General features: G+C 68.6%; 17 protein-coding genes and 4 pseudogenes. 7 read left to right on the top strand and 14 right to left on the bottom strand.

Going from position 1 to position 25,496, the window contains the following annotated elements; genetic code table 11:
- Nucleotides 1-8: 8 nt before the first annotated feature.
- The 9 genes and pseudogenes from QFZ27_RS10700 to QFZ27_RS10740 form a co-directional block, all read right to left on the bottom strand.
- Nucleotides 9-1,001, bottom strand: a complete 993-nt coding sequence (locus QFZ27_RS10700) for a glycosyltransferase family 4 protein (RefSeq protein WP_429226313.1) — start codon at nt 999-1,001, stop codon at nt 9-11.
- Nucleotides 1,002-1,058: 57 nt separating this feature from the next.
- Complete coding sequence (locus QFZ27_RS10705) at nt 1,059-1,862, bottom strand: UDP-2,3-diacylglucosamine diphosphatase (RefSeq protein WP_429226314.1); 804 nt, start codon at nt 1,860-1,862, stop codon at nt 1,059-1,061.
- Between the two features lie 245 nt (nt 1,863-2,107).
- Nucleotides 2,108-3,613 (bottom strand): calcium-binding protein, encoded by a 1,506-nt coding sequence (locus tag QFZ27_RS10710; RefSeq protein WP_429226315.1) that lies wholly within the window; start codon nt 3,611-3,613, stop codon nt 2,108-2,110.
- 253 nt (nt 3,614-3,866) lie between these two features.
- The gene (locus tag QFZ27_RS10715) at nt 3,867-5,348 is read right to left on the bottom strand and encodes a calcium-binding protein (RefSeq protein WP_429226316.1); all 1,482 of its coding nucleotides are present in this window, start codon (nt 5,346-5,348) and stop codon (nt 3,867-3,869) included.
- Nucleotides 5,349-5,672: 324 nt separating this feature from the next.
- The gene (locus QFZ27_RS10720) at nt 5,673-7,163 is read right to left on the bottom strand and encodes a calcium-binding protein (protein ID WP_429226317.1); all 1,491 of its coding nucleotides are present in this window, start codon (nt 7,161-7,163) and stop codon (nt 5,673-5,675) included.
- Nucleotides 7,164-7,450: 287 nt separating this feature from the next.
- A complete protein-coding gene (locus tag QFZ27_RS10725) occupies nt 7,451-7,963 on the bottom strand; it encodes a M10 family metallopeptidase C-terminal domain-containing protein (protein WP_429232440.1) in 513 nt (170 codons plus the stop codon).
- Between the two features lie 75 nt (nt 7,964-8,038).
- Nucleotides 8,039-8,143, bottom strand: a pseudogene (locus tag QFZ27_RS39495) (hypothetical protein); the annotation flags it as partial.
- Nucleotides 8,144-8,321: 178 nt separating this feature from the next.
- A pseudogene (locus QFZ27_RS10735) lies at nt 8,322-9,143 on the bottom strand (calcium-binding protein); the annotation flags it as partial.
- A gap of 267 nt (nt 9,144-9,410) precedes the next feature.
- On the bottom strand, nt 9,411-10,757 hold the full coding sequence (locus QFZ27_RS10740) for a TldD/PmbA family protein (protein ID WP_429226318.1): 1,347 nt from the start codon (nt 10,755-10,757) through the stop codon (nt 9,411-9,413).
- Nucleotides 10,758-10,919: 162 nt separating this feature from the next.
- Between QFZ27_RS10740 and mepA the strand changes: the two genes are divergently transcribed.
- Entirely contained in the window at nt 10,920-11,792 is an 873-nt protein-coding gene (gene mepA, locus QFZ27_RS10745) for a penicillin-insensitive murein endopeptidase (RefSeq protein ID WP_429226319.1), read from the top strand.
- A 119-nt stretch (nt 11,793-11,911) separates the two neighbouring features.
- Here mepA and QFZ27_RS10750 read toward each other — a convergent pair whose 3' ends face one another.
- Together QFZ27_RS10750 and QFZ27_RS10755 are read right to left on the bottom strand one after the other, a co-directional pair.
- Nucleotides 11,912-13,897: a M10 family metallopeptidase C-terminal domain-containing protein gene (locus QFZ27_RS10750; RefSeq protein WP_429226320.1), complete on the bottom strand. Its 1,986-nt coding sequence runs from the start codon at nt 13,895-13,897 to the stop codon at nt 11,912-11,914.
- A 497-nt stretch (nt 13,898-14,394) separates the two neighbouring features.
- Nucleotides 14,395-15,342, bottom strand: a complete 948-nt coding sequence (locus QFZ27_RS10755) for an AraC family transcriptional regulator (RefSeq protein WP_429226321.1) — start codon at nt 15,340-15,342, stop codon at nt 14,395-14,397.
- 772 nt (nt 15,343-16,114) lie between these two features.
- Between QFZ27_RS10755 and QFZ27_RS10760 the strand changes: the two are divergent.
- The 5 genes and pseudogenes from QFZ27_RS10760 to QFZ27_RS10780 all read left to right on the top strand — a co-directional run.
- Nucleotides 16,115-16,174: pseudogene (locus tag QFZ27_RS10760) on the top strand (hypothetical protein); the annotation flags it as partial.
- A gap of 61 nt (nt 16,175-16,235) precedes the next feature.
- Nucleotides 16,236-18,026, top strand: a complete 1,791-nt coding sequence (locus QFZ27_RS10765) for a calcium-binding protein (RefSeq protein ID WP_429226322.1) — start codon at nt 16,236-16,238, stop codon at nt 18,024-18,026.
- A gap of 149 nt (nt 18,027-18,175) precedes the next feature.
- On the top strand, nt 18,176-20,566 hold the full coding sequence (locus tag QFZ27_RS10770) for a beta strand repeat-containing protein (protein WP_429226323.1): 2,391 nt from the start codon (nt 18,176-18,178) through the stop codon (nt 20,564-20,566).
- A gap of 143 nt (nt 20,567-20,709) precedes the next feature.
- A complete protein-coding gene (locus tag QFZ27_RS10775) occupies nt 20,710-21,747 on the top strand; it encodes a calcium-binding protein (protein WP_429226324.1) in 1,038 nt (345 codons plus the stop codon).
- Between the two features lie 116 nt (nt 21,748-21,863).
- Nucleotides 21,864-22,280: pseudogene (locus QFZ27_RS10780) on the top strand (calcium-binding protein); the annotation flags it as partial.
- A gap of 90 nt (nt 22,281-22,370) precedes the next feature.
- Here QFZ27_RS10780 and QFZ27_RS10785 read toward each other — a convergent pair.
- The 3 genes from QFZ27_RS10785 to QFZ27_RS10795 all read right to left on the bottom strand — a co-directional run bounded on the left by QFZ27_RS10785 (nt 22,371) and on the right by QFZ27_RS10795 (nt 24,027).
- Complete coding sequence (locus tag QFZ27_RS10785; protein WP_429226325.1) at nt 22,371-22,964, bottom strand: HutD/Ves family protein; 594 nt, start codon at nt 22,962-22,964, stop codon at nt 22,371-22,373.
- Nucleotides 22,965-23,050: 86 nt separating this feature from the next.
- Nucleotides 23,051-23,284 carry a hypothetical protein gene (locus QFZ27_RS10790; protein ID WP_429226326.1) on the bottom strand — a complete coding sequence of 78 codons (234 nt, stop codon included), beginning with the start codon at nt 23,282-23,284 and terminating at the stop codon, nt 23,051-23,053.
- Nucleotides 23,285-23,295: 11 nt separating this feature from the next.
- Nucleotides 23,296-24,027, bottom strand: a complete 732-nt coding sequence (locus QFZ27_RS10795; RefSeq protein WP_429226327.1) for a 2OG-Fe(II) oxygenase — start codon at nt 24,025-24,027, stop codon at nt 23,296-23,298.
- 223 nt (nt 24,028-24,250) lie between these two features.
- Here QFZ27_RS10795 and QFZ27_RS10800 point away from each other — a divergent pair, with 223 nt between their 5' ends.
- Nucleotides 24,251-25,372 (top strand): vWA domain-containing protein, encoded by a 1,122-nt coding sequence (locus QFZ27_RS10800; RefSeq protein ID WP_429226329.1) that lies wholly within the window; start codon nt 24,251-24,253, stop codon nt 25,370-25,372.
- Nucleotides 25,373-25,496 lie beyond the last annotated feature (124 nt).

Genomic DNA, 25,496 nt, shown 5'->3' on the forward strand with positions numbered 1-25,496 from the left:
CGGGGCGGTCATCGGAAGGGGTGCAGATGAGTCAGGAACTGATCTGTACATGCCTCCCAGGAATAGCGCAGCGCAAAACTGCGGCACTCCCCCGACGGAACCTTCAAGGCCTCGCGGATGGCGCGGCCGAGATCCTCGTCCAGGCGGCCGACCGGCGCGTCGCCGATGACGTCGGCCGGGCCCTGCACCGGATAGGCCGCGACCGGCACGCCGCAGGCCAGCGCCTCCAGCATCACCAGGCCGAAGGTGTCGGTGCGGGACGGGAAGACGAAGACGTCGGCGGCGGCATAAGCGTCGACCAGATCCTGCCCCTCCTTCGACCCGGTGAAGGTGACGTCCGGGTAGCGGGCCTGGAAAGCGGGCAGGGACGGGCCGCCGCCGACCACCACCTTCTCGCCGTCCAAGGGCAGCGACAGGAAGGCGTCGAGGTTCTTCTCCACCGCCACCCGGCCGACATAGAGATGGCGTGGCCGCTCGCGCTCACTGCGCTGCGCTGGGCGGAAGCGGTCGGTGTCGACGCCGCGGCTCCAGCGCGCCAGGCGGCGGAAGCCGCGGTGCTGCAGGTTCCGTTCCAGCGTATCGGTCGCCACCATCACGGCGCTGGCGGCACGGTGAAAATGCCGCAGCAGGGCGTAGGTCGAGGCCAGCGGCATGCCGGTGCGCAGCTGGACATATTCCGGGAACTGGGTGTGGAACGAGGTGGTGAAGCTGAGCCGCCGGCGGATGCAGTAGCGCCGCGCCGCCCAGCCCAGCGGGCCTTCGGTCGAGATGTGGATGGCGTCCGGGTCGAACTCGTCGATCAGCCGGGCCATGCGCCGGCTCTGGCCGATCGCCAGGCGGATCTCGGGATAGGTCGGGCAGGGAATCGAGGCGAAGCGGTCCGGGCCGATCACCTCGACCACATGGCCGCGGCGGCGCAGCTCGTCGCGGGTCGATTCGATGGTGCGCACCACCCCGTTGACCTGGGGCAGCCAGGCGTCGCTGATATTCAGGATCCGCATCAGCCGAACGTCTGCCCCGTCACTGCCATGTCCACGGAGACTATACCCGATCCCGGCTCAAGCGGCGCGCTGCGGCTTCAACGTGGGCTCCGGCATCGCCGCCGCATCGCGGATCGCCACGATGTCCGCCCAGTGCAGGATCTCCAGCCGGCCGTCGTCATGCTCGACCAGCGCGGTGCAGCTCTCCACCCAGTCGCCGTCGTTGACATAGGTCATGCCCTGCATGTCCTTCAGCTCGGCGGTGTGGATGTGGCCGCAGATCACCCCGTCCACGCCGCGCCGCCTGGCCTCCTCGACCAGCGCGAGCTCGAACCGGCCGACGAACTCGACCGCGCGCTTCGCCCGCTGCTTCATATAGGCCGAGAGCGACCAATAGGAGAAGCCGAGGCGGCGGCGGACCAGGTTGAGGGCGGTGTTGGTGTGCAGCAGCAGCTCATAGGCCTTGTCGCCGACATGGGCCAGCCATTTGGCGTAGCGCACCACGACGTCGAACTGATCGCCATGGATCACCAGGAAGCGGCGGCCGTCCGCGGTCTGATGGATGCAGTCGTCGGCGACGTCGACATCGCCGAAGCTCTGGCCGACGAACTGCCGGGCGGCCTCGTCGTGGTTGCCGGGGATGTACAGCACGCGGGTGCCCTTGCGGGCCTTGCGCAGCAGCTTCTGGATCACATCGTTGTGCGGCTGCGGCCAGTACCAGCTCTTCTTCAGCCGCCAGCCGTCGACGATGTCGCCGACCAAATACAGCGTGTCGGACTCGGTGTGCTTCAGGAAGTCGAGGAGCAGGTTGGCGTTGCAGGCCCGGGTGCCGAGATGGACGTCCGAGATCCAGATGGTGCGATAGCGCGTCACCTGTTCCATAGGCGGCGGTCCTTCGGCGGTCATATACCGTCCGTATAACCGACGCGCCGTCGGCAAACAATATCTTGATATCGTCTTCGATCTCGCAGGTGCAAAAATTAATAAAACGGTCACGAGTGCTTCCGGACCGCCGAACTGATGGCGGTTGTTCGGGTGCTGTTGCGGCGAAGTGTGACTCTTTTCTGCGATGGGTCCCGCCCTCCCCCGGTTGCGGACGGGGGAGGGCGGGCGCGGCGGCTGCGCTGCTACAGCACGAAATCCGCCGCGGTCAGGACGTGGTCGGAATAGACGGTGATGAGGGCGTCCTCGATGTTGTTGCCGGTGGTTTCGAGATAGACGCCGTAGCGACCGCCGCCGAAGTCCAGGACCCGGATCTGGCCGGCGGCGGTGAAGGCGCCGGTGCCGAAGGTGAAGGCGGCGTCGCCGGGACCGGCGCTGTTGGCGTCGATCGCCACCAGGTCGATCTTGTCGCCGGTGGTGAAGTCCGTGATCGTATCCCGGCCGGCGGCCGCGACGGTGCTGTCGGCCGTGGCGGTGTAGCGGAAGCCGTCGTTGCCGGCGCCGCCCTTCAGCACATCGGCGCCGCCGCCGCCCGTGAGGACATCGTCGCCGGCCATGCCCCACAAGGTGTTGGCATTGGCGTTGCCGGTCAGCGTGTCGACGAAGCCCGAGCCCAGCAGCTGTTCGACGGTGGTGAAGGTGTCGCCCACGGCGTCGCCGCCGGAGACGGCACCGGTGGCCAGGTTCACCGACACCCCCGCGGCCGAGCTGGCATAGCTCGCCGTGTCGATACCGTTGCCGCCGGTCAGCGTATCGGCCCCGGCCCCGCCCTCGAGGATGTCGTTGTCGTCGCCGCCGTCGAGTTGGTCGACCCCGCCGCCGCCGGTGATGCTGTCGTTGCCGGCATTGCCGAAGGTGCCGTCATTGTCGGCCCCGCCGTCGATCGAATCTTTGCCGGCGTCGCCGGACAGGGTGTCGGCCCCGGCGCCGCCGACGACCCGGTCGTTGCCGTCGCCGCCGTCGATGCCGTCGTCGCCGGCCTCGCCCGAGAGCGCGTCGTCGCCGCCGTTGCCGTCGATGTTGTCGCCGCCGTTCTCGCCGCCGATGATGTTGCGGACGGCGTTTCCGGCAAGGAAGTCGTTGCCGCTGGACCCGTACAGGTTCTCGATGCCGATCAGCACGTCGCCCGTGGCGTCGCCGCCGAAGATCAGGTTCGCCTCGAGATTGACGAAGACGTCGGTCGACCCCTGATAGTTGGCGAAGTCCAGGCCGTTGCCGCCGGTCAGGGTGTCGGCGCCGGCGCCGCCGCGGAGCGTGTCGTTGCCGTCGCCGCCGTTGATGGTGTCGTTGCCGTCGAAGCCGATCAGGAAATCGGCCTGGCTCGACCCGGTGATCGTGTCGGCCCCCGAGAAGATGATGGCCAGCGCCGTCATCTCACCCCCGGGGGTGAGAAATCCGTTGGCCACATCCGCCAGCGCCGTGCTCATCCCGGTGATCGAGAACACCGACGTGATCGCCGGCTTGCTGTAGGTCAGGCTGGTGACGGTTCCGCCGAAGGTGCTCGGAAAGGTGAACGACATCCCGACCCCGCCGAGGGTCAGCGAGCCGGTGTCGTTGAAGAAGATGGTGCCGGTGGTCGGCGTGATGATCGGAAAGCCGGCAACGCCCGAAGATGCGATCTGCGACAAGGTACCGAACTGGATGCCGGCGCCGTTCAGCCCTGTGCCGTTGAGCACGGAGAAAACCGCCATGGAAACCTCCCCCAACTCTGCGTGTCCCGATCATGCGAAAGCACGACGCTTATGGTCGTTTGGATCGGTTTGATCAAAGATTGGGCAAAATCTTCGGCAGTTCGAGCGCGTTCCGGCGCCCCGGCAAAGAACGCAAGGAAACGGCGAGTGCCCGGAAATTAAACTTCCAGGCGATGTTCCCAGAATGACCCGAGCGGCGTGGCGGCGGGATCCCGCCCTCCCGGTTTTGGAGGGAGGGCGGGATCGCCAGCCGCTACAGCACGAAATCCGCCGCGGTCAGCACGTGGTCGGAATAGACGTTGATGAGTGCATCCTCGAGGTTGTTGCCGGTGGTCTCGAGATAGACGCCGTAGCGGCCGCCGGCGAAGGCCAGGACCCGGATCTGCCCCGCCCCGGTGAAGGCGCCGGTGCCGAAGGTGAAGGCGGTGTCGCCGTTCTCGCCATTGCCATCGGCGTCGATCGCCGCCAGGTCGATCTTGTCGCCGGTGGTGAAGTCGACGACCGTGTCCTTGCCGGCCGCCGCGACCGTGCTGTCGCTGATCGCGACATAGGTGAAGCTGTCGTTGCCGGCGCCGCCCTTCAAGAGATCGGCGCCGGTGCCACCGATCAGGATGTCGTCGCCGCCGAGGCCCCACAGCGTGTTGGCATTGGCGTCGCCGGTGATCGTGTCGGCGAAGCTCGAGCCCATCACCTGCTCGATGCCGGACATGGTGTCGCCGGCCGCGTCGCCGCCGGTGGAGACGCCGCCCAGCACCGCGACCACGCCGGCGCCAGCGCTGGCGTAGCTGATCGTGTCGATGCCGTTGCCGCCGGTGAGCGTGTCCGCCCCGGCCCCGCCCTCGAGGTAGTCGTTGTCGTCGCCGCCGTCGAGCAGGTCGTCACCGGTCCCGCCGGTGATGCTGTCGTTGCCGGCGCCGCCGAAGGCGCTGTCGTTGTCGGCGCCACCGTCCATCGAGTCGTTGCCGGCGTCGCCGATCAGGTTGTCGGCCCCGGCGCCGCCGACCAGCCGGTCGGCGCCGTCCCTGCCGTTGAGGATGTCGTCGCCGGTCTCGCCCGCCAGTGCATCGTCGCCGCCGCGGCCGTCGATCAGGTCGGCACCGCCCTCGCCGCCGATGATGTTGCGGTCGGCGTTGCCGGACAGGGTGTCGCCGAAGCTGGAGCCGTAGAGGTTCTCGATGTTGGTCAGCACGTCGCCGGCGGCGTGGCCGCTGAAGAGCAGGTTGTTCTGGATGTCGACGAACACCTCGGCATTCGACCCCTGGTAGTTGGCGGTATCCAACCCGTTGCCGCCGTCGAGGTTGTCGGCGCCGGCGCCGCCCCGCAGCATGTCGTCGCCGTCATAGCCCTTGAGGGTGTCGGCCTGGGTCGAGCCGAAGATCCGGTCGTTGCCCGAGAAGATGGCGGTCAGGATGGCGTTCTCGTCGCCGCCCGAGACCAGCCCGGCCAGAGTCACGAGCGCGATGCTCATGCCGGTGATCGAGAAGATCGGCGTGGCCACCGGATTCTCATAGGTCAGGCTGTTGACGGTGCCGCCAAGGTTGTTCGGCGGGCTGAAGCTCAAGCCGGCGCCGGTGACGCTCACCCTGCCGCCGCCGACGAGATTGAAGAAGCCGGTGGCCCCCGCCATGTTCGGATTGCCGGCGACGCCGCCCGCGGCGATCGTCGATCCGATCGTTCCGAACTGGACGCCGGCACCGCCGATGCCGGTGCCGTTGAGCACGGTGAAAATCGCCATGGAAATACTCCCCATTATCTTCTCGACCGTCGTAAAACCCGGCCATTGCGGCCGGTTTGGATCGAGATTGTCTAAAGATCGGGCTAAATTTGCGGTAAATCGAGAATATTTCGGAGGCGTGATGAAGAACGCAAGGAAGCTGTCCAGCCGGCGAAAGCAAATATCCCACAAATTTTCCGAAAATATCAAATAAATGCATTATGAGACGCATTCGCGCCTTTTCTTGTTTCTGTGGCGAAATAAAAGATCCGGCCACGCCATGCCGTCTATCCCACCAGCGGAATCGGCGATGCCGCTCGCTCGACGAGCGCGGCGGCCGCACTGTCACAGCACGAAATCCGCCGCGGTCAGGACGTGGTCGGAATAGACGGTGATGAGGGCGTCCTCGATGTTGTTGCCGGTGGTTTCGAGATAGACGCCGTAGCGACCGCCGCCGAAGTCCAGGACCCGGATCTGGCCGGCGGCGGTGAAGGCGCCGGTGCCGAAGGTGAAGGCGGCGTCGCCGGGACCGGCGCTGTTGGCGTCGATCGCCACCAGGTCGATCTTGTCGCCGGTGGTGAAGTCGAGGACCGTGTCCCTGCCGGCGGCCGCGACGGTGCTGTCGCCGATCGTGACATAGGCGAGTTTGTCGTTCCCGGCGCCGCCCTTCAGCACATCGGCCCCGATGCCGCCGATCAGCACGTCGTCGCCGGCCATGCCCCATAGGGTGTTGGCATTGGCGTCGCCGCTGATGCCGTCGGCGAAGCCGGAGCCGATCACCTGCTCGATGCCGGACATGACGTCGCCGGTGGCGTCGCCGCCGGTGGAGATGCCGCCCGGCGCCACGGTCACGCCGGCGGAGGAGCCGGCATAGCTGACCGTGTCGATGCCATTGCCGCCGATCAGATTGTCGGCGCCGGCCGCGCCTTCGAGCACGTCGTTGCCGTCGCCGCCGTCGAGCACGTCGTCGCCGGCGCCGCCATAAAGGACATCGCTGCCGGCCTGCCCGAAGACCTGGTCGTTCTCGGTGCCGGCGTCGATCGAATCATTGCCGATGCCGCCGCTCAGATTGTCCGCTCCGGCGCCGCCGACCACGCGGTCATCGCCGTCGCCGCCATTGATGCTGTCGGCCCCGCCTTCTCCGGACAGGGCATCGTCGCCGCCATTGCCGACGATCGTGTCGTCGCCCAGCTCGCCGCCGATGATGTTGCGGGCGTCGTTGCCGGCCAGGGTATCGGCGTTGCTGGAGCCGTACAGGTTCTCGATGCCGGTCAGCGTGTCGCCCTGGGCGTCGCCGCCAGAGGTGATGTGGTTCAGCAGGTCGACCGTGACCCCGGCCAGCGAGCCCTGGTAGTTGGCGAAGTCCGAGCCGTTGCCGCCGTCGATAGTGTCGCCGCCGGCACCGCCCCGGATGGTGTCGTTGCCGTCATAGCCCTTGAGGATGTCGTTCTTGGTGGAGCCGTAGATCTGGTCGGTCCCGGCGAAGATGGCGCCGAGGATAGTCTCCTCGTTGCCGCCGTTGGCCAGCCCGGCCAGGGTCGCCAGCGGGATGTTCATGCCGGTGATGGAGAAGACTGGTAGGAACTTGCTGTAGGTCAGGCCTTCGGCGGTGCCGCTCAATGTCGACGTCCCGAGGTCGAACCCCATCCCCGACCCGGTGATGCTGAGAAGCCCCGCATCGAGGAAGAGGATGCTCGCCGTCGTCGGCGTGACGATCGGGATGGGGACGGCACCCGCGGCCGCGATCTGCGACAGCTGGCCGAACTTGATGCCGTCGCCGATGAAATCGTTGTTGCTGTCGATGCCGGTGCCATTGAGAACGGTGAATGTCGCCAACTGAATCCCTCCCTGTTGAGTCCGATCCGGGCGGCATGGAGGCCGGCCGGATGTGCAGACGGAATCGGCGCCGGACGGCGATCCGTCGGATATAGTTAAATTTCCATGTAATAGAATAGTATGCGCCCGTGGCGAAGACGAGGGGAGGGAATTCCTTTTCTGAGCCGGGAGGTCTGCCGCCCGGCCACGGTCATGCCGTTGACCCCGCGCCGTCGGCACGTTGTTGGAGAGAGCGCCGGCCGGAAAAGGGACCGGGGCGCCCCGACGGGCACCCCGGTCAGGAGGCGTCAGAGCAGGAAGTTCGAGGCCTGCAGCGCGAACGCTCCATCGAGATGGATGACCATGTCGGCGACGCTGTCGCCGTTGATGTCGGCCGAGACCGTCGTGATGCTGCCGGCGATCTCGTACCGGAGCTGCCCGACGGTGTTGGAGAAGGCGCTGGTGCCGATGAAGGTGAAGGCATCGACCGTCTTCAGGGAAATGACATCGATCCCGGCCTGGAAATCCTGGATCGTGTCTGCCGCCACCGCCGTGCTGTCGAAAAAGGCAGTATAGCTGAAGATGTCTGCGCCGGCGCCGCCGTTCAGCGTGTCGGCGCCGTGGCCTCCCCGCAGAACGTCGCTGCCGCCAGCGCCGCTGAGGGTGTCGGCCCCTTCAAATCCGACCAGCGAGTTGGCCAGGCCGTTGCCGGTCATGGTATCGGCGTGGGTGCTGCCATTGATGATCTCGACATCATTGGCGATCGTATCGCCCTCGGCCGTGCCGCCGGTGTTCACCTGGGTCTGGAGGTTGATCGTCACGCCCACGGCGCTGTCGTAGTAGCTGGCGGTGTCGTAGCTGCCGCCGCCGGCCAGCTGGTCGGCGCCGAGGCCGCCGCGCAGGAGATCGGCGTCGGCGCCGCCATTCAGCTGATCGTCGCCAGCGCCGCCCTCGAGGGTGTCCCAGCCGGCGCCGCCGTCGAGAACGTCGTTGCCGCCCATGCCCCGCAGCGTGTTGGACGCGCCGTTGCCGGTCAGGGCGTCGCCAAAGGCACCGCCCTGCACGATCTCGATGCTGCTCAGCGTGTCGCCCTCGGCATAGCCACCGGTGTTTGGTGTTGGTCGCCAGGTTGACCGTCACGCCGGTTCCGCTGCCATTGTAGTCCGCGATGTCGACACCGGTGCCGCCATCGATCACATCGGCGTCCGCACCACCATTCAGTCCATCATTGCCGGTGCCGCCGGTGAGCGTATCGATGCCGGCGCCGCCCAGGAGGGCGTCGTTGCCTTCGGCACCAGCCAGAGTGTCCTGGCCGCCGCCGCCGGCGATCTGGTTGGCGCCCGCATTGCCGGTCAGGGTGTCGTCGAGGGCGCTGCCGCTCAGGTTTTCGATGCTGGTCAGGATGTCGCCCGCGGCATCGCCGCCGGTGGCGGTGCCGAGCCCCAGGTCCACCGTCACCGAGGCGCCGGAGCCGGAGTAGCCGGCCGTGTCCGCGCCGCTGCCGCCGTCGAGGGTGTCGGCGCCGCCGCCGCCGGCCAGGGCATCGTTGCCGTTGCCGCCGTCGAGGGAGTCGGCGCCGGCGCCACCGATCACGGTATCGTTGCCGTCATAGCCCTTGAGGATGTCGTTCTGCGTCGAGCCGGAGATCTGATCGGCCCCGGCGAAGATGGTGGCGAGGATCGCATTCTCGTCGCCGCCCGTGGCCAGCCCAGCCAGGGTGGCCAGCGGGATGTTCATGCCGGTGAGCGAGAAGACCGGCGTGCTCGACGGGTTGGCGTAGGTCATGCTGCTCACCGTACCGGAGAAGGTGAGCGGCTGGTCGAAGTCCATGCCGACGCCGAGGAAGGTCAGCCTGCCGCCGTTGACGAAGTTGATTGTGCCGTTGGTCGACGTGACGTTCGGGTTGCCGGCGATGCCAGAGGACGCGATCTGCGAGAGTGTGCCGAATTGGACGCCGGCGCCATTGAGGCCGGTGCCGTTGAGCACCGTGAAAACCGCCATGGAACTTGCCTCCCATGATCTCCCGGTCTCACAAATCCGGCCACCGCGGTCGGCTTGGACCGGGATTGATAAAATGTGGTTTGAATTCGATGCAATTCGAGAATGCTTCGGGTGTCGCAATAAAAAATGAAAGGAAATTACTCATATGGAGCAAGAAAATATCTCTATGCCTTTCTAAAAATATTGAACTCTGCGTCGCGAGACGCATTCGCGACTTTTCCTGTTCTTGTCTGAAATAAACTTATCCTGCCGGGCGGTCCGGGTGGATTACCGCCCGGCCACCGTCATGCCGTCGATCCGCACCGTCGGCGCGTCCATGCCGTAGCGCAGGACCAAATCGTTCGCCGGCACCAGCGCCGGATACATGTCCTTCAGATTGCCGGCGATGGTGACCTCGTTCACCGGATAGGCGATGCGACCGCGCTCGATCCAATAGCCATGGGCGCCGCGGCTGTAGTCGCCGGTGACGCCGTTGACCGACGACCCCATCAGCCCGGTGACGTAGAAACCGTCCTGGATGTCCGCCATCAGCTCTTCCGGCGTGGCGCTGCCGGGGGCCAGGTACAGGTTGGCCGGGGAGGCGCCGGGCGGGCCGCTGGTGCCGCGCACGGCATGGCCGGTCGGGGCCAGGCCGAGCTGGCGGGCCGAGCGGATGTCGAGCAGCCAGGTGGTCAGGCGGCCGTCCTCGATCAGGGCGCGGCGGCGGCTGGCCACGCCCTCGGCGTCGCAGGGGCGCGAGCGCAGGCCGCGGCGGATATGCGGGTCGTCGACCACCTCGATGCCCGGGGCGAACACCGCCTGGCCCATCCTCTCCTTCAGGAAGCTGGTGCCGCGGGTGATGGCAGCGCCGTTGATGGCGCCGATCAGATGGCCCAGCAGGGTGCGCGAGACGCGCGGGTCGAAGACCACCGGCACCCGCGCGGTCGACGCCTTGCGCGCGCCCAGCCGGGCCACGGCGCGCTCGCCGGCGCTGCGGCCGACCGCCTCGGGCGTGTCCAGATCCTCGGCATGGACGGCGCTGGTGTGGTCGTAATCGGTCTCCATCCCGGTGCCTTCGCCGGCGATGGCGGAGACCGAGATGCTGCTGCCGGTCGACCCGGTGACGCGGGCGAAGCCGTTGCTGGCCACCATCGCCGCCATGCTGCGGCCGAAGCCGGCGCTGGCGCCCTCGGAATTGGTCACGCCCGCGACCGCCAGCGCTGCCTCCTCGGCCGCACGGGCGCGCTCCGCCAGGGTCTCGGTCGACGGCTCGGCCGGATCGACCAGGTCGAGCTCCGGCAGCTCGGTCGCCAGCTCGGCCGGGTCGGCGAGACCGCAATAGGGGTCCTCCGGCACCACCTTCGCCATGGCGACGGCGCGCTCGACGATCTCGTCCAGCGCCGCCTGGCGGCGGTCGGAGGAGGAGACGATCGCCATGCGCCTGCCGATGAAGACGCGCAGGCCCAGGTCGCCGCTCTCGGAGCGCTCGACGTGCTCGAGCTGGCCGAGCCGGTGGCTGATCGAGATCGAGGTGCTGTCGAACAGCACGGCGTCGGCGGCGTCGGCGCCGGCCCGCCTGGCCTTGTCGATCAGGCCGGACAGCAGGTCGAGGGTCGCGTCATGGGCAGAGGGCATCGTCCGGTCCGTCGGTTCCAGGGCCATCCGTCATGTAGCGACGCCGCCCCCGCCGCCGCAAGGTGTTAGGGGCAGGTGGTCGCAGGAGAGTGCGCGGCGGGGCTTCATCTCCGCCGCCGGCGGGCGCATCCTGGCGGGGCGAGTCGGGGCATGGAGGGTTGCGTGATCGGGATACGGATCGGGGCGGCGCTGGCCGCCGCCTGGCTGCTGGCCCCCCTGCTACTGACGGCGACGCCGGCCGGGGCGGCCGGGGAGGATCCCGCCTGGGCCCAGGTGCGGCTGGGCACCCAGGGGCCGGCGCAGGTGATCGGCACCTATTCCAACGGCTGCATCGCCGGTGCCGAGCAGTTGCCGCCGGAAGGCCCCGGCTACCAGATCATCCGGCTCAGCCGCAACCGCAACTGGGGCCATCCGACTCTGGTGGCGACGCTGCAGGATCTCGGCCGCAGGGCGCAGGCCGCCGGGCTGCCGCCGCTGCTGATCGCCGATATGGGCCAGCCGCGTGGTGGGCCGATCACCGACCATGCGGCGCATGAGAACGGGCTGGACGCCGACATCTGGCTCCGGCTCGACCTGCCGCTGCTGGCGCGCGATCAGCGCGAGACGCTGAAGCCGGAATACATCACCGGGGCTTGGACCGATTATATCCCGCGCGGCGCGCTGTCGCCGCAGCAGGCGCAGCTGATCCGCCTGGCGGCGACCGAGCCGCGGGTCGAGCGCATCTTCATCCACCCGGCGATCAAGCGCGAGCTGTGCGCGATGAACTGGGACGACCGGTCGTGGCTGAACCGGGTGCGGCCCTGGACCGGCCATAACGAGCATCTGCACATCCGCATCGGCTGCCCGGCCGGCAGCCCGGAATGCCGCGAGCAGGACCCGGCGCCGCCCGGCGACGGCTGCGGTGCCGACCTGATGTCCTGGTTCCCGATGCGGCAGCCGCGGCCGTCGAAATCGACCAAGCCCTATGTCCCGCCGCCGCTGCCGGCCGCCTGCCACGCGGTGCTGAACGCGCCGCCGGTGGTCGCGGGGCAATAGGGGCCGGCTCGGGGGCACGGCCGCGACAGCCAAGAAAATGGCGAGCGAGGGGAGTGGGGGCCGCTCGCTCGCCAGCCGGGGCGTCGGTCATTGCGGCGACGGACGCCCGACCTGCGATCTCAGAGCACGAAGTCCGAGGCGTTCAGCGTGATCGCGCCGGTGAGATGGATGACGATGTCGGCGGTGCTGTCGCCGTCGACATCGGCCGAGACCGTCGTGCTGTCGCCGGCGATCTCGAACCGCAGCTGCCCGGCGGCGCCGGAGAAGGCGCTGGTGCCGATGAAGCTGAAGGCCGTGTCGCCATTCGCGACATCGCCGTCGGCGTCGATCGACCGCAGCCAGATCGTGTCCCAGGCTTCGAAGCCCTGGATCGTGTCGGCGGCCGAGGCGGTGCTGTCGGAGACGGCGGTGTAGCTGAAGTAATCCGCGCCGGTCCCGCCATTCAGCGCGTCGGCGCCGGCGCCACCCCGGAGGGTGTCGTTGCCGCCGCCGCCGCTGAGGGTGTCGGTCCCATCGAACCCGACCAGCGCGTTGGCCAGGGCGTTGCCGACCATGACATCGTCGTGGTTGCTGCCGTTGATCGTCTCGACGTCGTTATCGATCGTGTCGCCCTCGGCCATGCCGCCGGTGTTGACCTGGGTTTCGAGGTTGATCGAAACGCCCACGGCGCTGTCCCAGTAGCTGGCGGTGTCGGTATCGGCGCCGCCGGCCAGATGGTCGGCGCCGTCGCCGCCGCGCAGGATGTCGCCGCCGGCGCCGCCGGTCAGCCGGTCGTCACCAGCCTCGCCCTGCAGGGTGTCCCAGCCGTCGCCGCCGTTGACCTGGTCGGTGCCGTTGCCGCCATAGAGGTCGTCGTTGCCGCCCGCCCCGGCGACGGTGTCGTCGCCGCCGCCGCCATTGATCGCGTTGGCGCCGGCATTGCCGGACAGAGTGTCGTTGAACCTGCTGCCGCCCAGGTTTTCGATGTTGCTCAGGGTGTCGCCTTGGGCATGGCCGCCGGTGCCGGTGCCGGCCGCGAGGTCCACCGTCACCGCGACATCGGACTGGTAGTAGCCGGCCGCGTCGATCCCGGCACCGCCGTTCAACACATCGGCGCCGGTGCCGCCATAGAGCATGTCATTGCCGGCGTCGCCGGCCAGCGCGTTCGCGCCCGCGCTGCCACGCAGGGTGTCGGCGAAGGCCGAGCCGGTCAGGTTCTCGACAGCGGTGTAGGTGTCGCCCTCGGCATCGCCGCCGCTGCCGGTACCGGCTCCCAGATCGACGGTCACCCCGACGGCCGAGACGGTGTAGGAGGCGGTGTCGGTCCCGGCGCCGCCGTTCAGCGCGTCGGCACCGTCGTTGCCTTCGAGGATGTCATTGCCGGCGCCGCCGTTCAGCATGTCCGCGCCCGCGCCGCCGACCAGGTCGTCGGCGCCGTCCTGCCCGCTGAGCGTGTCGTTGCCGCCTGCCCCACGGAGCTGATCGTCGCCCAAGCCGCCCCTCAGCTCATTGGCGCCGTTGTCGGCGAAGATGTAGTCGTCGAAATCGGTGCCGTAGATGTTCTCGATGCCGGTCCACGTATCGCCTGAGGCGGCGCCGCCGAACTCGTCGTTCAGCACATTGATCGAAACCCGCGCGGCATCGCCGCCGTAATTGACCGTGTCGATCCCGTCCCCGCCGGTCATGGTGTCACCGCCGGCGCCTCCCGACAGAACATCGTTGCCAGCTCCGCCTCGCAGCGTGTCATTTCCGTCCGCGCCGACGAGGTTGTTCGCCCCGTCGTCACCGGTCAGGGTGTCGTTGAAATTCGAGCCTCTGACACTCTCGATCGAGACCAGGGTATCGCCGTCGGCTGCGCCGCTGGTGGCGCCAGTCGCCAGATTGACGCCGACGCCCGTGGAGATGGTGTTCTGCCGCAGATAATCGGCCGTATCGCTCCCGGCACCGCCGTTGAGCCTGTCCGACCCCTGTTCGCCGGTGAGGAGATCGTTCCCATCGCCCCCGTTCAGCGTGTCGTTGCCGGCGCCGCCTTGCAACTGGTCATCGCCCGCCAGGCCACTCACGGTGTCGGCGTCGTCGCCGCCATAGAGCGAGTCGTCGCCTGCGGTGCCGTTCACAACTGCCATCAAAACCCTCCCGAGGTGGTGCGACGCGTCCTGGGGCCGCTGGGGTCGAAATGGACGCCAGCGGCAGATCGGAGCATCGGCCTGCGATGCCAAGAAAGAATGCCGACTTCCTGCTGCTTACAGGAACTGATTCGTATCAGCAGTACATCAAATAGGAGTGACGGTTACAATGCTCTTATAATGAACATTTGTCCGATGTAGAAATTAGATTGTCTCATGACAAAATACAGGGCCAGTCGGAATCTCATTCTGTGCAATAAATTTTTCACAGGCGGTGTAAAATATTCAAATTGATATAAAATATTATGCTTATATAGAGGATAACCGATTTATCTGCATTGGAAAGCCCAGCCCTTTCCCTGCGGAGCTGCGAATCGCGACGGAGCCCGGGACCGAGGACCTGCGGACTGAATGGGACTTAATTCCAAAGAGATCGGATCGGAGTGGTTCTCGCGAGGTCAGGCGGCGGCGCAGGGCCTGGCGGTCCACGCCCCCGCTCAGCGCCAGCGGCGGAAGGTGGTGCTCGGGCTCTCGCCGAAGCGCTGTTTGTAGGCGACCGAGAATTTGCCGAGATGGCTGAAGCCCCATTGCAGGGCGATGTCGGTCACCGAGCTGTGCTGCGGATCGGCCGACAGCAGGGCCTCGCGCACCCGCTGCAGCCGCAGCTCGCGCAGATAGGCCATCGGCGTGGTGCCGCGATACTGCTGGAAGCCGGCCTGCAGGCTACGGGCGCTGACCCCGGCCTGCGCCGCCAGCTCGGCCACCGACAGCGGCTGGTCGAGATTGGCCTCGATATAGGCCTCGGCGCGCTTGACGTAGAACGGCGCCAGCGCAGCCTGCGGCCGTCCGAACAGCTCGCTGTGATTGTGCGGCTGGCCGAGCAGCAGGGTGGTCATCACCAGCTGCTCGAACTGCGCCGCGGCCAGCGGCGCGCGCAGCAGCAGGTTCTCCTGGTCGATCGCCGCCTGCATGTGGTGCATCAACTGCAGCCAGTCGCGGCCGGCGCCGCCGGTCAGGGAGAAGCCGAGCTCGAATTCCAACGGCCGGCGCAGCTCGCGGCCCAGCAGCGCCTCGCAATGCCGCGCCAGCCGGTGGCGGTCGATGCGCAGCACGAACTTCTCGCAATCGTGGCTGTAGTGGATCCGGGTGCGCAGATGCGGCGCCAGCACCGTCGCCAGCGTCGGCGTCGAGACCACCGACTGGCGGCCGCTGGTGGTCGGCGAATGGCCGGACAGCGCGGTCTCGACCAGCACCCCGTTGGTGTCCTGGGTCTCGTGCCGGTCGATCAGGACGTCGACGCCATAGCGCAGCTGGATAAGCCGCAGCCCGCCGATCTCGCCGAACCTGTTGTGGGCGTCGAAGGGCTTGGACTCACCGATGCGATCGATACCGTGCGGCTCGATGGAGCCGGAGACCGCAGCCCGGATCTCGTCGAGCTCGGTCACCCTCTGCGCCGCAACCGTCCATGCCCCCGGAGCCGCAGCCGGGTCAGCCGCGGCGGACACCACGTCCCCGCATCGACACCCCCCTGGCGCCGTCCGGCATGTGACCCGCCGGTGCGAACGCGACTGAAAATACGACCATATGCAGGCCGACGCTAACATTGCCGCGGGTCCGGAGCAATCGCTGCGCAAAAGGGATAGCGGTGAGGGGCGGGCTGGTCGCCATACTGTTTCGCCGGACGGCGGTCCGGACCCCGAGTCGCCGCAGCCCGGCGGGCCCGATGACCAGATTTCGGGCACGAAGATGGCGAAGGCAAGGCCGTCCCGCGGTGTTTGCAAACGAACATTCCTGCGTTTCCAGACCAGGAATTGCGCAAAAGGGATAGCGGTGGGTCCTGGTTTTGCCGTTTATTGCGGATGTCGCCGCGATGGAGTCCGGCGGCACTCGAACAAGAGATGACGAAGATCATCGCCCCTGGGACCGCATGCAGCCTGCATGCCCTTGGGGATACTGCGCCGACCGGTCTTCGCAAGGCCGGCCGGCAAACGCGGCCCTGACGGGTCGCGGCGACCGCGGACAGGGCGGCTGGAGACGTCGTCAACGACGGGCACGCGTCCGCGGCCGGAGCACTCGATCGACGAGGAGCCCGGCGATTTTCCAGCAGAGATTTCAGCTAGACCGCGCTTCGGGGGCCGAAGGCGCGGCTGCGCAACCATGCGGCGCTTGATCGGTGGGGCCGACGAACGCCGTTCATTTTCGAAGGGGGATCCATCCATGGCGATCATCGAAGGCGACGGCAACGGCAACGACCTCACCGGCACCGCGAACGACGATACGATCAGAGGCCTCGGCGGCTCCGACATCCTGCATGGGATGGAGGGCGACGACCTGCTGAGTGGCGGTGAACGGCGACGACTTCCTCGTCGGCGGCGCCGGCGCGGACATCCTGGCCGGCGGCGACGGCATCGACACGGTCAGCTACAAGTGGAACTGGAACACCGGCGTGGCCGTCATGATCGGCGGCATCGGCACCAGCGGCGACGCCCATGACGATTTCGTCATGGACACCATCGAGAACATCGAGGGTTCGGAACATCCCGACTATCTGGTCGGCTCCGCCGCAGCCAATGTGCTGACCGGCCTTGGCGGCCATGACGCTCTGGCAGGCATGGCCGGCAACGACGCGCTCGTCGGCGGCAACGGGAACGACAAGCTCTATGGCGGCGCCGGGGCCGACCTGCTGCTCGGCGGCGACGGCGTCGACGAGATCTCCTACGACGGCTCGGCGTCGGGGGTGACCGTCACCCTGGGCGGCACCGGCTCGGGCGGCGACGCCCAGGGCGACTCCGTCGGCGCCGATATCGAGAACATCGTCGGCAGCGGCTTCAAAGACGTCTTGAAAGGGGCGGCGGCAGCCAACCAGTTGAGCGGCGGCAGCGGCGATGACAAGCTGAACGGCTTGGCCGGCGACGACGGGCTCTCCGGTGGCGACGACCACGATCTTCTGGAGGGCGCCGCCGGCGCGGACACGCTTGAAGGCGGCGGCGGCGACGATTTCCTGGACGGCGGTGCCGGCGCAGACACGCTGGTCGGCGGCGACGGGGTCGACACCATCGATTATGACGGCGCGGCGGGGGTGACGGTGAATCTCACGCTGCTGACGGCGTCGGGCGGCGACGCCCAGGGCGACGTGATCGGCGCCGGCATCGAGAACATCCGGGGCACCGGCATCTACAATGACATCCTGACGGGCTCGGCCGTCGCCAATGTCCTCAGCGGCTTCGGCGGGCACGATACGCTGAACGGCCTGGGCGGCGCCGACACGCTGAACGGGATGTCCGGCAATGATCTCCTTGTCGGTGGGGCCGGCGCGGATCGGCTGGACGGCGGCGACGGCACGGACACGGCCGATTACTCGGGCAGCATCGGCGGGGTGACCATCAACCTCGCCGGCGGCACCGGCAAGGGCGGCGATGCCGAAGGCGACACGCTGGCCGGAGTCGAGGCCGTGAAGGGCAGCGTCTATGGCGACACCATGACCGGCGACGGTGCGGCCAATGTGCTGGACGGCCTGCAGGGCGACGATGTGCTGCGCGGCGGGGCGGGGGCCGACGCGCTGCAGGGCGGCTTCGGTATCGACATGGCCAGCTATTACAGCGGCACGACCGGGGTCGTGGTCAGCCTGGTCAGCGGCAATTGCAGCGGCGGCGAGGCGCAGGGCGACGTCCTGACCAGCATCGAGAGCGTCTCGGGCAGCCAGGGCAATGACGCCATCTTCGGCAATGCCGGCGTCAATGTCCTGCAGGGATGGAACGGCGGCGACTCCCTGGTCGGCGGGGGCGGCAAGGACTTCCTGAACGGCGGTGCCGGGCTGGACCGGTTCTATTTCACCACCATCGGCGACAGCGCGGTCGGGGCCGATGCCGACGTCATCACCGATTTCAGCCATGCCCAGACCGATCGCATCGACGTAAAGGGGATCGACGCCAACTCCACTGCCGCCGGCGACCAGGCCTTCGGCTTCATCGGCACCGCGCTGTACACGGGCGTGGCCGGCCAGCTGCGCTTCGCCGTGGCCGGCGGCGTCACCACCATCGCCGGCGACGTCAACGGCGACAAGGTCAGCGACTTCCACATCCAGCTGACCGGCGCCATCGGCCTGGTGGCCTCCGACTTCCTGCTCTAGCGGCCGCGCCGGCCCGGTGACCGGGCCGGCAGCTTCCAGACATTCCACACAGACCGCGCATCGGGGAGCCGAGGTGCGGATGCGCAACCACGCGGCGCTCGATCGGTGGGGCCGACGAGAGCCGTTCATCTTCGAAGGGGGAACTTCTCATGGCCACCATCAATGGCGACGACAATGCCAACGACCTCGACGGCACCCAGGCCGCCGATACGATCCACGGCGCCGGCGGCGACGACTCGCTGTACGGGATAGGCGGCGACGACGTGCTGTACGGGGATGCCGGCAACGACCTTCTCGTCGGCGGCGCCGGCGCGGACACGCTGATCGGCGGCGCCGGCATTGACACGGTCAGCTACAAATTCGGCAGTATGTCCGGCGTCAGCGCCACCCTCGGCGCCGGCGGCGCCGGCGGCGACGCCCAGGGCGATGTGATCGGCGACAGCGTCGAGAACCTCGAGGGCACGCTCAACGACGACGACAATCTGACCGGCGCGGTCGCGGCCAATGTGCTGACCGGCTTCGGCGGGGATGATTTCCTGAACGGCATGGCCGGCAACGACACGCTTGACGGCGGTGAGGGCGACGACGACCTGTTCGGAGGCGCCGGGGCCGACACGCTGAACGGCGGCAGCGGCATCGACTGGATCCACTACACCGGTTCGTCGGTCGGGGTGAGCGTCACCATCGGCGGCGCCAGCTCGGGCGGCGACGCCCAGGGCGACGTGATCGGTGCCGATGTCGAGAACATCATCGGCAGCGGTCTCGGCGACGCCCTCAAGGGGTCGGCGGCCGCCAACCAGCTGAAGGGAGAAAACGGCAACGACACGCTCAGCGGCCTAGCCGGCAACGACACGCTCGACGGCGGTGCCGGCGACGACCTGCTGGAAGGTGGTGCCGGCGCGGACACGTTGATCGGCGGCGCCGGGGTCGACACCATCAACCACAACGGCCCGGCGGCGGTGACGGTGAACCTGACGGCGCTGACGGCGTCGGGCGGCGACGCGCAGGGCGACGTGATCGGCGCCGGCATCGAGAACATCCGCGGCACCGGCACCTTCGACGACGTCCTGACCGGCTCGGCGGCCGCCAATGTCCTCGGCGGCTACGGCGGGCATGACACACTGAGCGGCCTGGGCGGCGCCGACACCCTGAACGGGATGGGCGGCGATGATGTCCTGATCGGCGGCGCCGGGGCGGATACTCTGGTCGGCGGCGCCGGGGTCGACACCATCGACTATTCGGGCAGCAGCGCCGCCGTCGCGGTCAGTCTGTCGGGGCTTTCCAGCAACGGCGGCGACGCTGACGGCGATGTGATCGGCGCCGATATCGAAGGCCTCGCCGGCAGTGACTTCCACGACGGCCTGACCGGCTCGGCGGCGGACAACGAGCTCTATGGCAGGGCCGGCGACGACTACCTGTACGGTCTTGGCGGCGATGATGAGCTGATCGGCGGCGCCGGCGACGACCTGGTCCGCGGCGAAGCGGGAGCGGACAAGCTGTCCGGCAATGAGGGGACGGACACCGCCAGCTACACCAACAGCGCCGCCGGCGTGACCGTCAACCTGACCACCGGAACCGGCAGCGGCGGCGACGCCCAGGACGATACGCTGACCGGGATCGAGAACGTCTGGGGCAGCGAGCAGCTGGACGTGCTGACCGGCACTGCGTCGGCCAATCTCCTGCACGGCTACGCCGGCGCCGATGTGCTGCGCGGCGGGGCCGGGGCGGACACGCTGGCCGGCGGCCTCGGTATCGACACCGCCAGCTACTACGACAGCTCGGTCGGGGTCACGGTAAGCCTCGCCACCGGCACCGGCAGCGGCGGAGATGCTCAGGGCGATGTCCTGAGCGAGATCGAGACTCTCTCCGGCAGCCAGGGCCATGACGTCCTGACCGGGGACGCCGGGACCAACACGCTGCAAGGTTGGAACGGCAACGACGTGCTTCGCGGCGGGGCGGGGGCCGACGCGCTCGACGGCGGCGCCGGCATCGACACCGCCAGCTATTATGAAAGCGCGGGTTGGGTCTCGGTCAGCCTCATCACCGGTCTCGGCAGCGGAGGCGTCGCCGAGGGCGACACCCTGGCGGGGATCGAGAACCTTTCCGGCAGCCAGGGCAGTGACGGCCTGTCCGGGAATGCCGGCGCCAATATGCTGCAGGGCTGGAACGGCAACGACGCCCTCATCGGCAGGGCCGGCAAGGACACGCTCACCGGCGGCTCCGGCGCCGACCAGTTCACCTTCTTCACCGTTGGCGATAGCGCGGTCGGGGTCAATGCCGACGTCATCACCGACTTCAGCCACGTCCAGACGGACAAGATCGACCTGCTCCTGATCGACGCCAACACAGCGGTTGCCGGCGACCAGGCGTTCAGCTTCATCGGCAGCGGCCTCTACACCGGCGTCGCCGGGCAGCTCCGGACCTCCGTGGTCGGCGGCGTCACCACCATCGCCGGCGACGTCAACGGCGACGGCAGCTCGGACTTCCACATCCAACTGACCGGGGCCGTCAGCCTGATGGTCTCCGACTTCGTGCTGTAGCGGCCGGTGCCGGCCCGGCCAGCGGGCCGGCGATATTTCCAGAGCAGTTCGCGCATCGGGGGCCGAGGGCGCGGCGGCGCAACCATGCGGCGTTCGATCGGCGGGGGCCGACGAACGCTGCCCATTTCGAAAGGGGACTTCTCATGGCCATCATCAATGGCAACGACAACGCCAATGCGATCCAGGGCACCGCGGCCGACGACATCATCAACGGCCTGGGCGGCGACGATGCACTGCACGGGCTGGGCGGCGCAGACGATCTCTATGGCGGCAGCGGCAAGGATTTTCTGGAGGGCGGTGCCGGTGCCGACAGGCTGAGCGGCGGCACCGGCATCGACACGGCGGACTACAACGGCGCGGCCGGCGTCAAGGTCATCATCGGCGGTGCCGTGTGCTCGGGCGGCGATGCCGAGGGCGACCTGGTCAGCATCGATGTCGAGAACATCCGCGGCACCGCCGGCTTCAGCGACTGGCTCATCGGGTCGGGGCTCGCCAACGTGCTCGAGGGCTATGGCGGCCAGGACAGGCTCGAGGGCCTGGGCAGCAGCGACACGCTGAATGGCGGCTCGGGCGATGATCTCCTGATCGGCGGCAGCGGGGCGGATGCGCTGGCCGGCGGCACCGGGCTGGACACGGCCGACTATTCCGGCAGCGTCGCCGGGGTGACCGTCGACCTCGTCGCCGGCACGGGCAGCGGCGGCGAGGCCCAGGGCGACACGCTGAGCGGCATCGAGACCCTGTTCGGCAGCCAGGGCAATGACAGCCTGAAAGGGGATGCCGGCGCCAACACGCTGCAGGGTCTGGGCGGCGCCGACACGCTCGCCGGCGGGCTCGGCAAGGACGCACTCAGCGGCGGGGCCGGGGCCGATCGCTTCGCCTTCACCGCCGTCGGCGACAGCGTGGTCGGGGCCAATGCCGACGTCGTCACCGACTTCAGCCACGCCCAGGCCGACAAGATCGACCTGACGGCGACCGACGCCGACATCGCGGTTGCCGGCGACCAGGCCTTCAGCTTCATCGGCACCGCGCTGTACACCGGCGTCGCCGGCCAGCTGCGCTATGCCTTCACCGCCCCCGGCGTCACCACCATCGCCGGCGACGTCAACGGCGACGGCAGCTCGGACTTCCACATCCAGCTGACCGGGGTCGTCAACCTGGTGGCCTCCGACTTCGTCCTGTAGCGGCGCCCGACAGCAAGGCAGACCGCGCGCATCGGGGCGCCGAGGCGCGGATGCGCAACCACGCGGCGTTCGATCGGCGGGGCCGACGAGAGCCACATTTCAAAAGGGGAGCTTCCATGGCCAGCATCAATGGCGACGACAACGCCAACGACCTCGACGGCACCCAGGCCGCCGATACGATCCACGGCCTGGGCGGTGCCGACACGCTGAACGGGATGGGCGGCGATGATGTCCTGATCGGCGGGGCCGGGGCGGACACCCTGGTCGGCGGCGCCGGGATTGACACCATCGACTATTCGGCTAGCACCGCCGGGATCTTTGCCGAAATCGGCGGAACCGGGATTGGCGGCGACGCCGAGGGCGATGCCATCGGCGTCGATATCGAAGCCATTGTTGGCAGCGACTTCTCCGACAGCCTGGTCGGCTCGGTGGCGGGCACCCGGCTCGACGGCGGCGCCGGCGGTGACGGCCTGGTCGGGTACAACGGCAGCGATGAGCTCTATGGCGGCCTCGGCAACGACGTGCTCCGCGGCGGGGCCGGTGCGGACATGCTGGACGGCGGCGCCGGCATCGACACCGTCGACCACTACTACACCGCGGTCGAAGTGGCCGGGCTCAGCCGTTTATCGCGGCCTGAGCGCCACCGCATAGACCAGGCTGTCGGCTTCGGCGCCGCGGAGATGCGGGGCGCGGTCGTCCTCGTCGGTGATCACCGCGGTCTCGCCCTCGGTCACCGCCAGGTGGCGGCCGATGTCGATCACGGCGGTGCCGCGCAGCACATGGAACAGCCAGACCGGCGCCGGCTCCAGCACCGCGTCGGCGTCGTCCAGCGCCGCCACCCGGTAATCGATCTGCAGCGAGCGGTCGGCGATGACGTTGAGGTCGCGCACCGGCCCGGCGATCAGCTTGCAGCCGGTGGCGGCCTCGCCGTCGAAGTCGAAGGGCTGGTAGGGCCGGTCGATGCGGACCGTGCGCGGGGGGGCGCCGGGCTTCGCGATGGTCAGCTCCATGCCTCGGCCGGACAGCAGCATGATGGTGCGGCAGCAGCCGGGGAAGGCGGAGAAGGGGCCGTCCGACTCGACCTCGGCCAGGCTCAGCCGCCAGCGGAATCCGGCCGGGCTGTCGGCCGGCTCGAACGCGATCTCGGCCGTCCGTCCCCCGCCATTGCGCCAGGGCATCAGTCGGTGCTGGGCGGGCGGGATGATGCGGTTGGGCATGGACGGCGCGACCTCGGGCAGCGGGACCCGGAAATCATACCATAGGATGAGCCGCGTCCACCCGGGATCGCATCACCCCCGCTGCGTCATTTGCCGTCATGGGCGCAGCTGTCGGGGCGGGGCCTGGGGCCGCGGCGGTCGGGCGGCACCTTGCAGTTGTCGACCCGCTGCTCGTCACTGGCCTTGTCGCCCAGCCGCTCCTTGCCGGTCTTGTCGGGGCCGGTCTTCACCGGCGTGCCGGCCGGGGCGCTCTGGCCCTGGGCGCCGCCGGCGCCCAGGGCCAGCGCCAGGCCCAGGACGGCGCCGCGGAGGAGGATCACTTGCCCCTCCCTCACTTGGCATCGTGGAAGATGATGCCGAGCGTGTGCCGGCGGCCGCTGCGCAGCCGGCTGACGCCGTGGCGGAGATTGACCCGATAGTCGCCGCGGCTGCCGGCGACCGGGCGGTGGTGCACGGCGAAGGCGACGCCGTCGCCCTGGCGCAGCGGTACCACCTCGGGCCGGGACTGCATGCGCGGCCGCTGCTCGGTCAGCACGAACTCGCCGCCGGTGAAGTCGCGGCCGGGCTCCGACAGCAGGATCGCGACCTGCAGCGGGAAGGCCAGATCGCCATACAGGTCCTGGTGCAGGCAGTTGAAGTCGCCCGGCTCGTATTGCAGCAGCAGCGGCGTCGGCCGGCTCTGGCCGGCGGCGTGGCAGGCCTTCAGGAACGCCTCGTGCCGCTCCGGATAGCGGGTGGCGATGCCCATCCGCGCGTTCCAGCCATTGGCCACCGGCGCGAGCCGGGGATAGAGGGCCGTGCGCAGCCCGGCGATCGGGTCCGGCAGCGGATAGGCGAAGTACTTGTACTCGCCGCGGCCGAAACCGTGCCGGGCCATCACCACCCGGCTGCGGAACGGCTTGTCCTCCGGATAGAGCGCGGCGATGGCGCGGCATTCCTCCGGCGTCAGCAGCGCCGGCAGCACCGCCGCGCCGTGCTGGTCCAGCTCCGCCGCCGCGTCGTCCCAGTCGATGCCGGACACGCGGTCGAGGGTGTCGTCAGGGCGAAGGGCGGTGCGGGGCATTGGTCGGCTCCTTGTCGCTGTCATGACGGCAAGGTGAGGCTTCCGGTTCCGACAGGCACTCCGGCTCTTGCGGTCAAATTGCGGTAGGACCCGTCCCCTGGCACAGCACCATGGCCGGATTGCGGAGGATGCGGCTTCGTTCCGCCCCGGAAACGACTTGCCCAGGGCCGATACCACCCCGACGAACCCGGCCGAAGGGCCGGTTACCTCACGGGAGAGTGCCATGTTGAAGCGTCTGACCGCCCGCACTCTGCTGCTGGGCACCGCGCTGGCCGCGACGATGGCCATGCCGGCCTGGGCCGCCCAGGGCCAGGTCCGGCCGCGGGTCGAGGTCGCCTTCGTGCTCGACACCACCGGGTCGATGGCCGGGCTGATCGACGGCGCCAAGCGCAAGATCTGGTCGATCGCCACCAGCATCGTCGAGACCAACCCGGATGCCGAGATCCGCATGGCCTTGGTGATCTACCGCGACCGCGGCGACGACTACGTCGCCCGCACCTACGACATGACCGCGGACATCCAGGGGCTGTACGGCGACCTGCTGCAGTTGCGCGCCGATGGCGGCGGCGACTGGCCGGAATCGGTGAACGAGGCGCTGCACGCCTCGGTCAACAAGCTGCGCTGGAGCCAGGACCAGGCGGTGCGGAAGATCGTCTTCCTGGTCGGCGATGCGCCGCCGCACATGGACTATGCCAATGCCCCGAAATACCCCGAGGTGACGGCCGCCGCCCGCCGCGCCGGCATCGTGGTCAACGCGGTGCAGGCTGGCGATGCCGGCGACACCCGGCAGATCTGGCAGGACATCGCCCAGCGCGGCGCCGGCCGCTACATCCCGATCCCGCAGGATGGCGGCCAGGTGGTGATGATCGAGACGCCCTATGACGGCGACATCATCATCCTGCAGCGCCGGATCGACGCCACGGTGATCCCCTACGGCTCGGCCCGGCAGCAGGAGAGCATGCTCGGCAAGATCGAGCAGCGCGCCGCGGCTCCGGCCTCGGTGCAGGCCGACAATTCCGGCTTCTACAGCAAGCGTGCCGGGCGCAGCGAGGTGGTCACCGGCGCCGGCGACCTAGTGGCCGACATCGCCGCCGGCGCCAAGTCGCTCGAGGCGGTGCCGGAGGGCGAGCTGCCGGAGGTGCTGCAGGGCAAGTCGGCAGCCGAGCGGCAGGCCTATGTCGAGCAGCAGCGGGCCGAGCGCGCGGCGCTGACGGCGCAGATGGCGGAGCTGGTCGGGAAGCGCGACACCTATATCGCCGCCGAGCAGGCCAAGCAGGGGGGCACGGCCTCGACTGACAGCTTCGACCGGGCGGTGGAGGAGACGCTGCAGATCCAGCTGCGATAAGGAGGGCTTCGGCTCCTTCCTCCACACCCACACTGTCATGCCCGGGCCTGACCCGGGCATCCAGGGGCGGCCAGAGCGGCTCTCTGTGGCCCCTGATGAGGTGGACGGCCCCCGAACGGCATCA

The sequence above is a fragment of the Inquilinus ginsengisoli genome (assembly GCF_050434925.1).
GTDB lineage: Bacteria > Pseudomonadota > Alphaproteobacteria > DSM-16000 > Inquilinaceae > Inquilinus > Inquilinus ginsengisoli_B.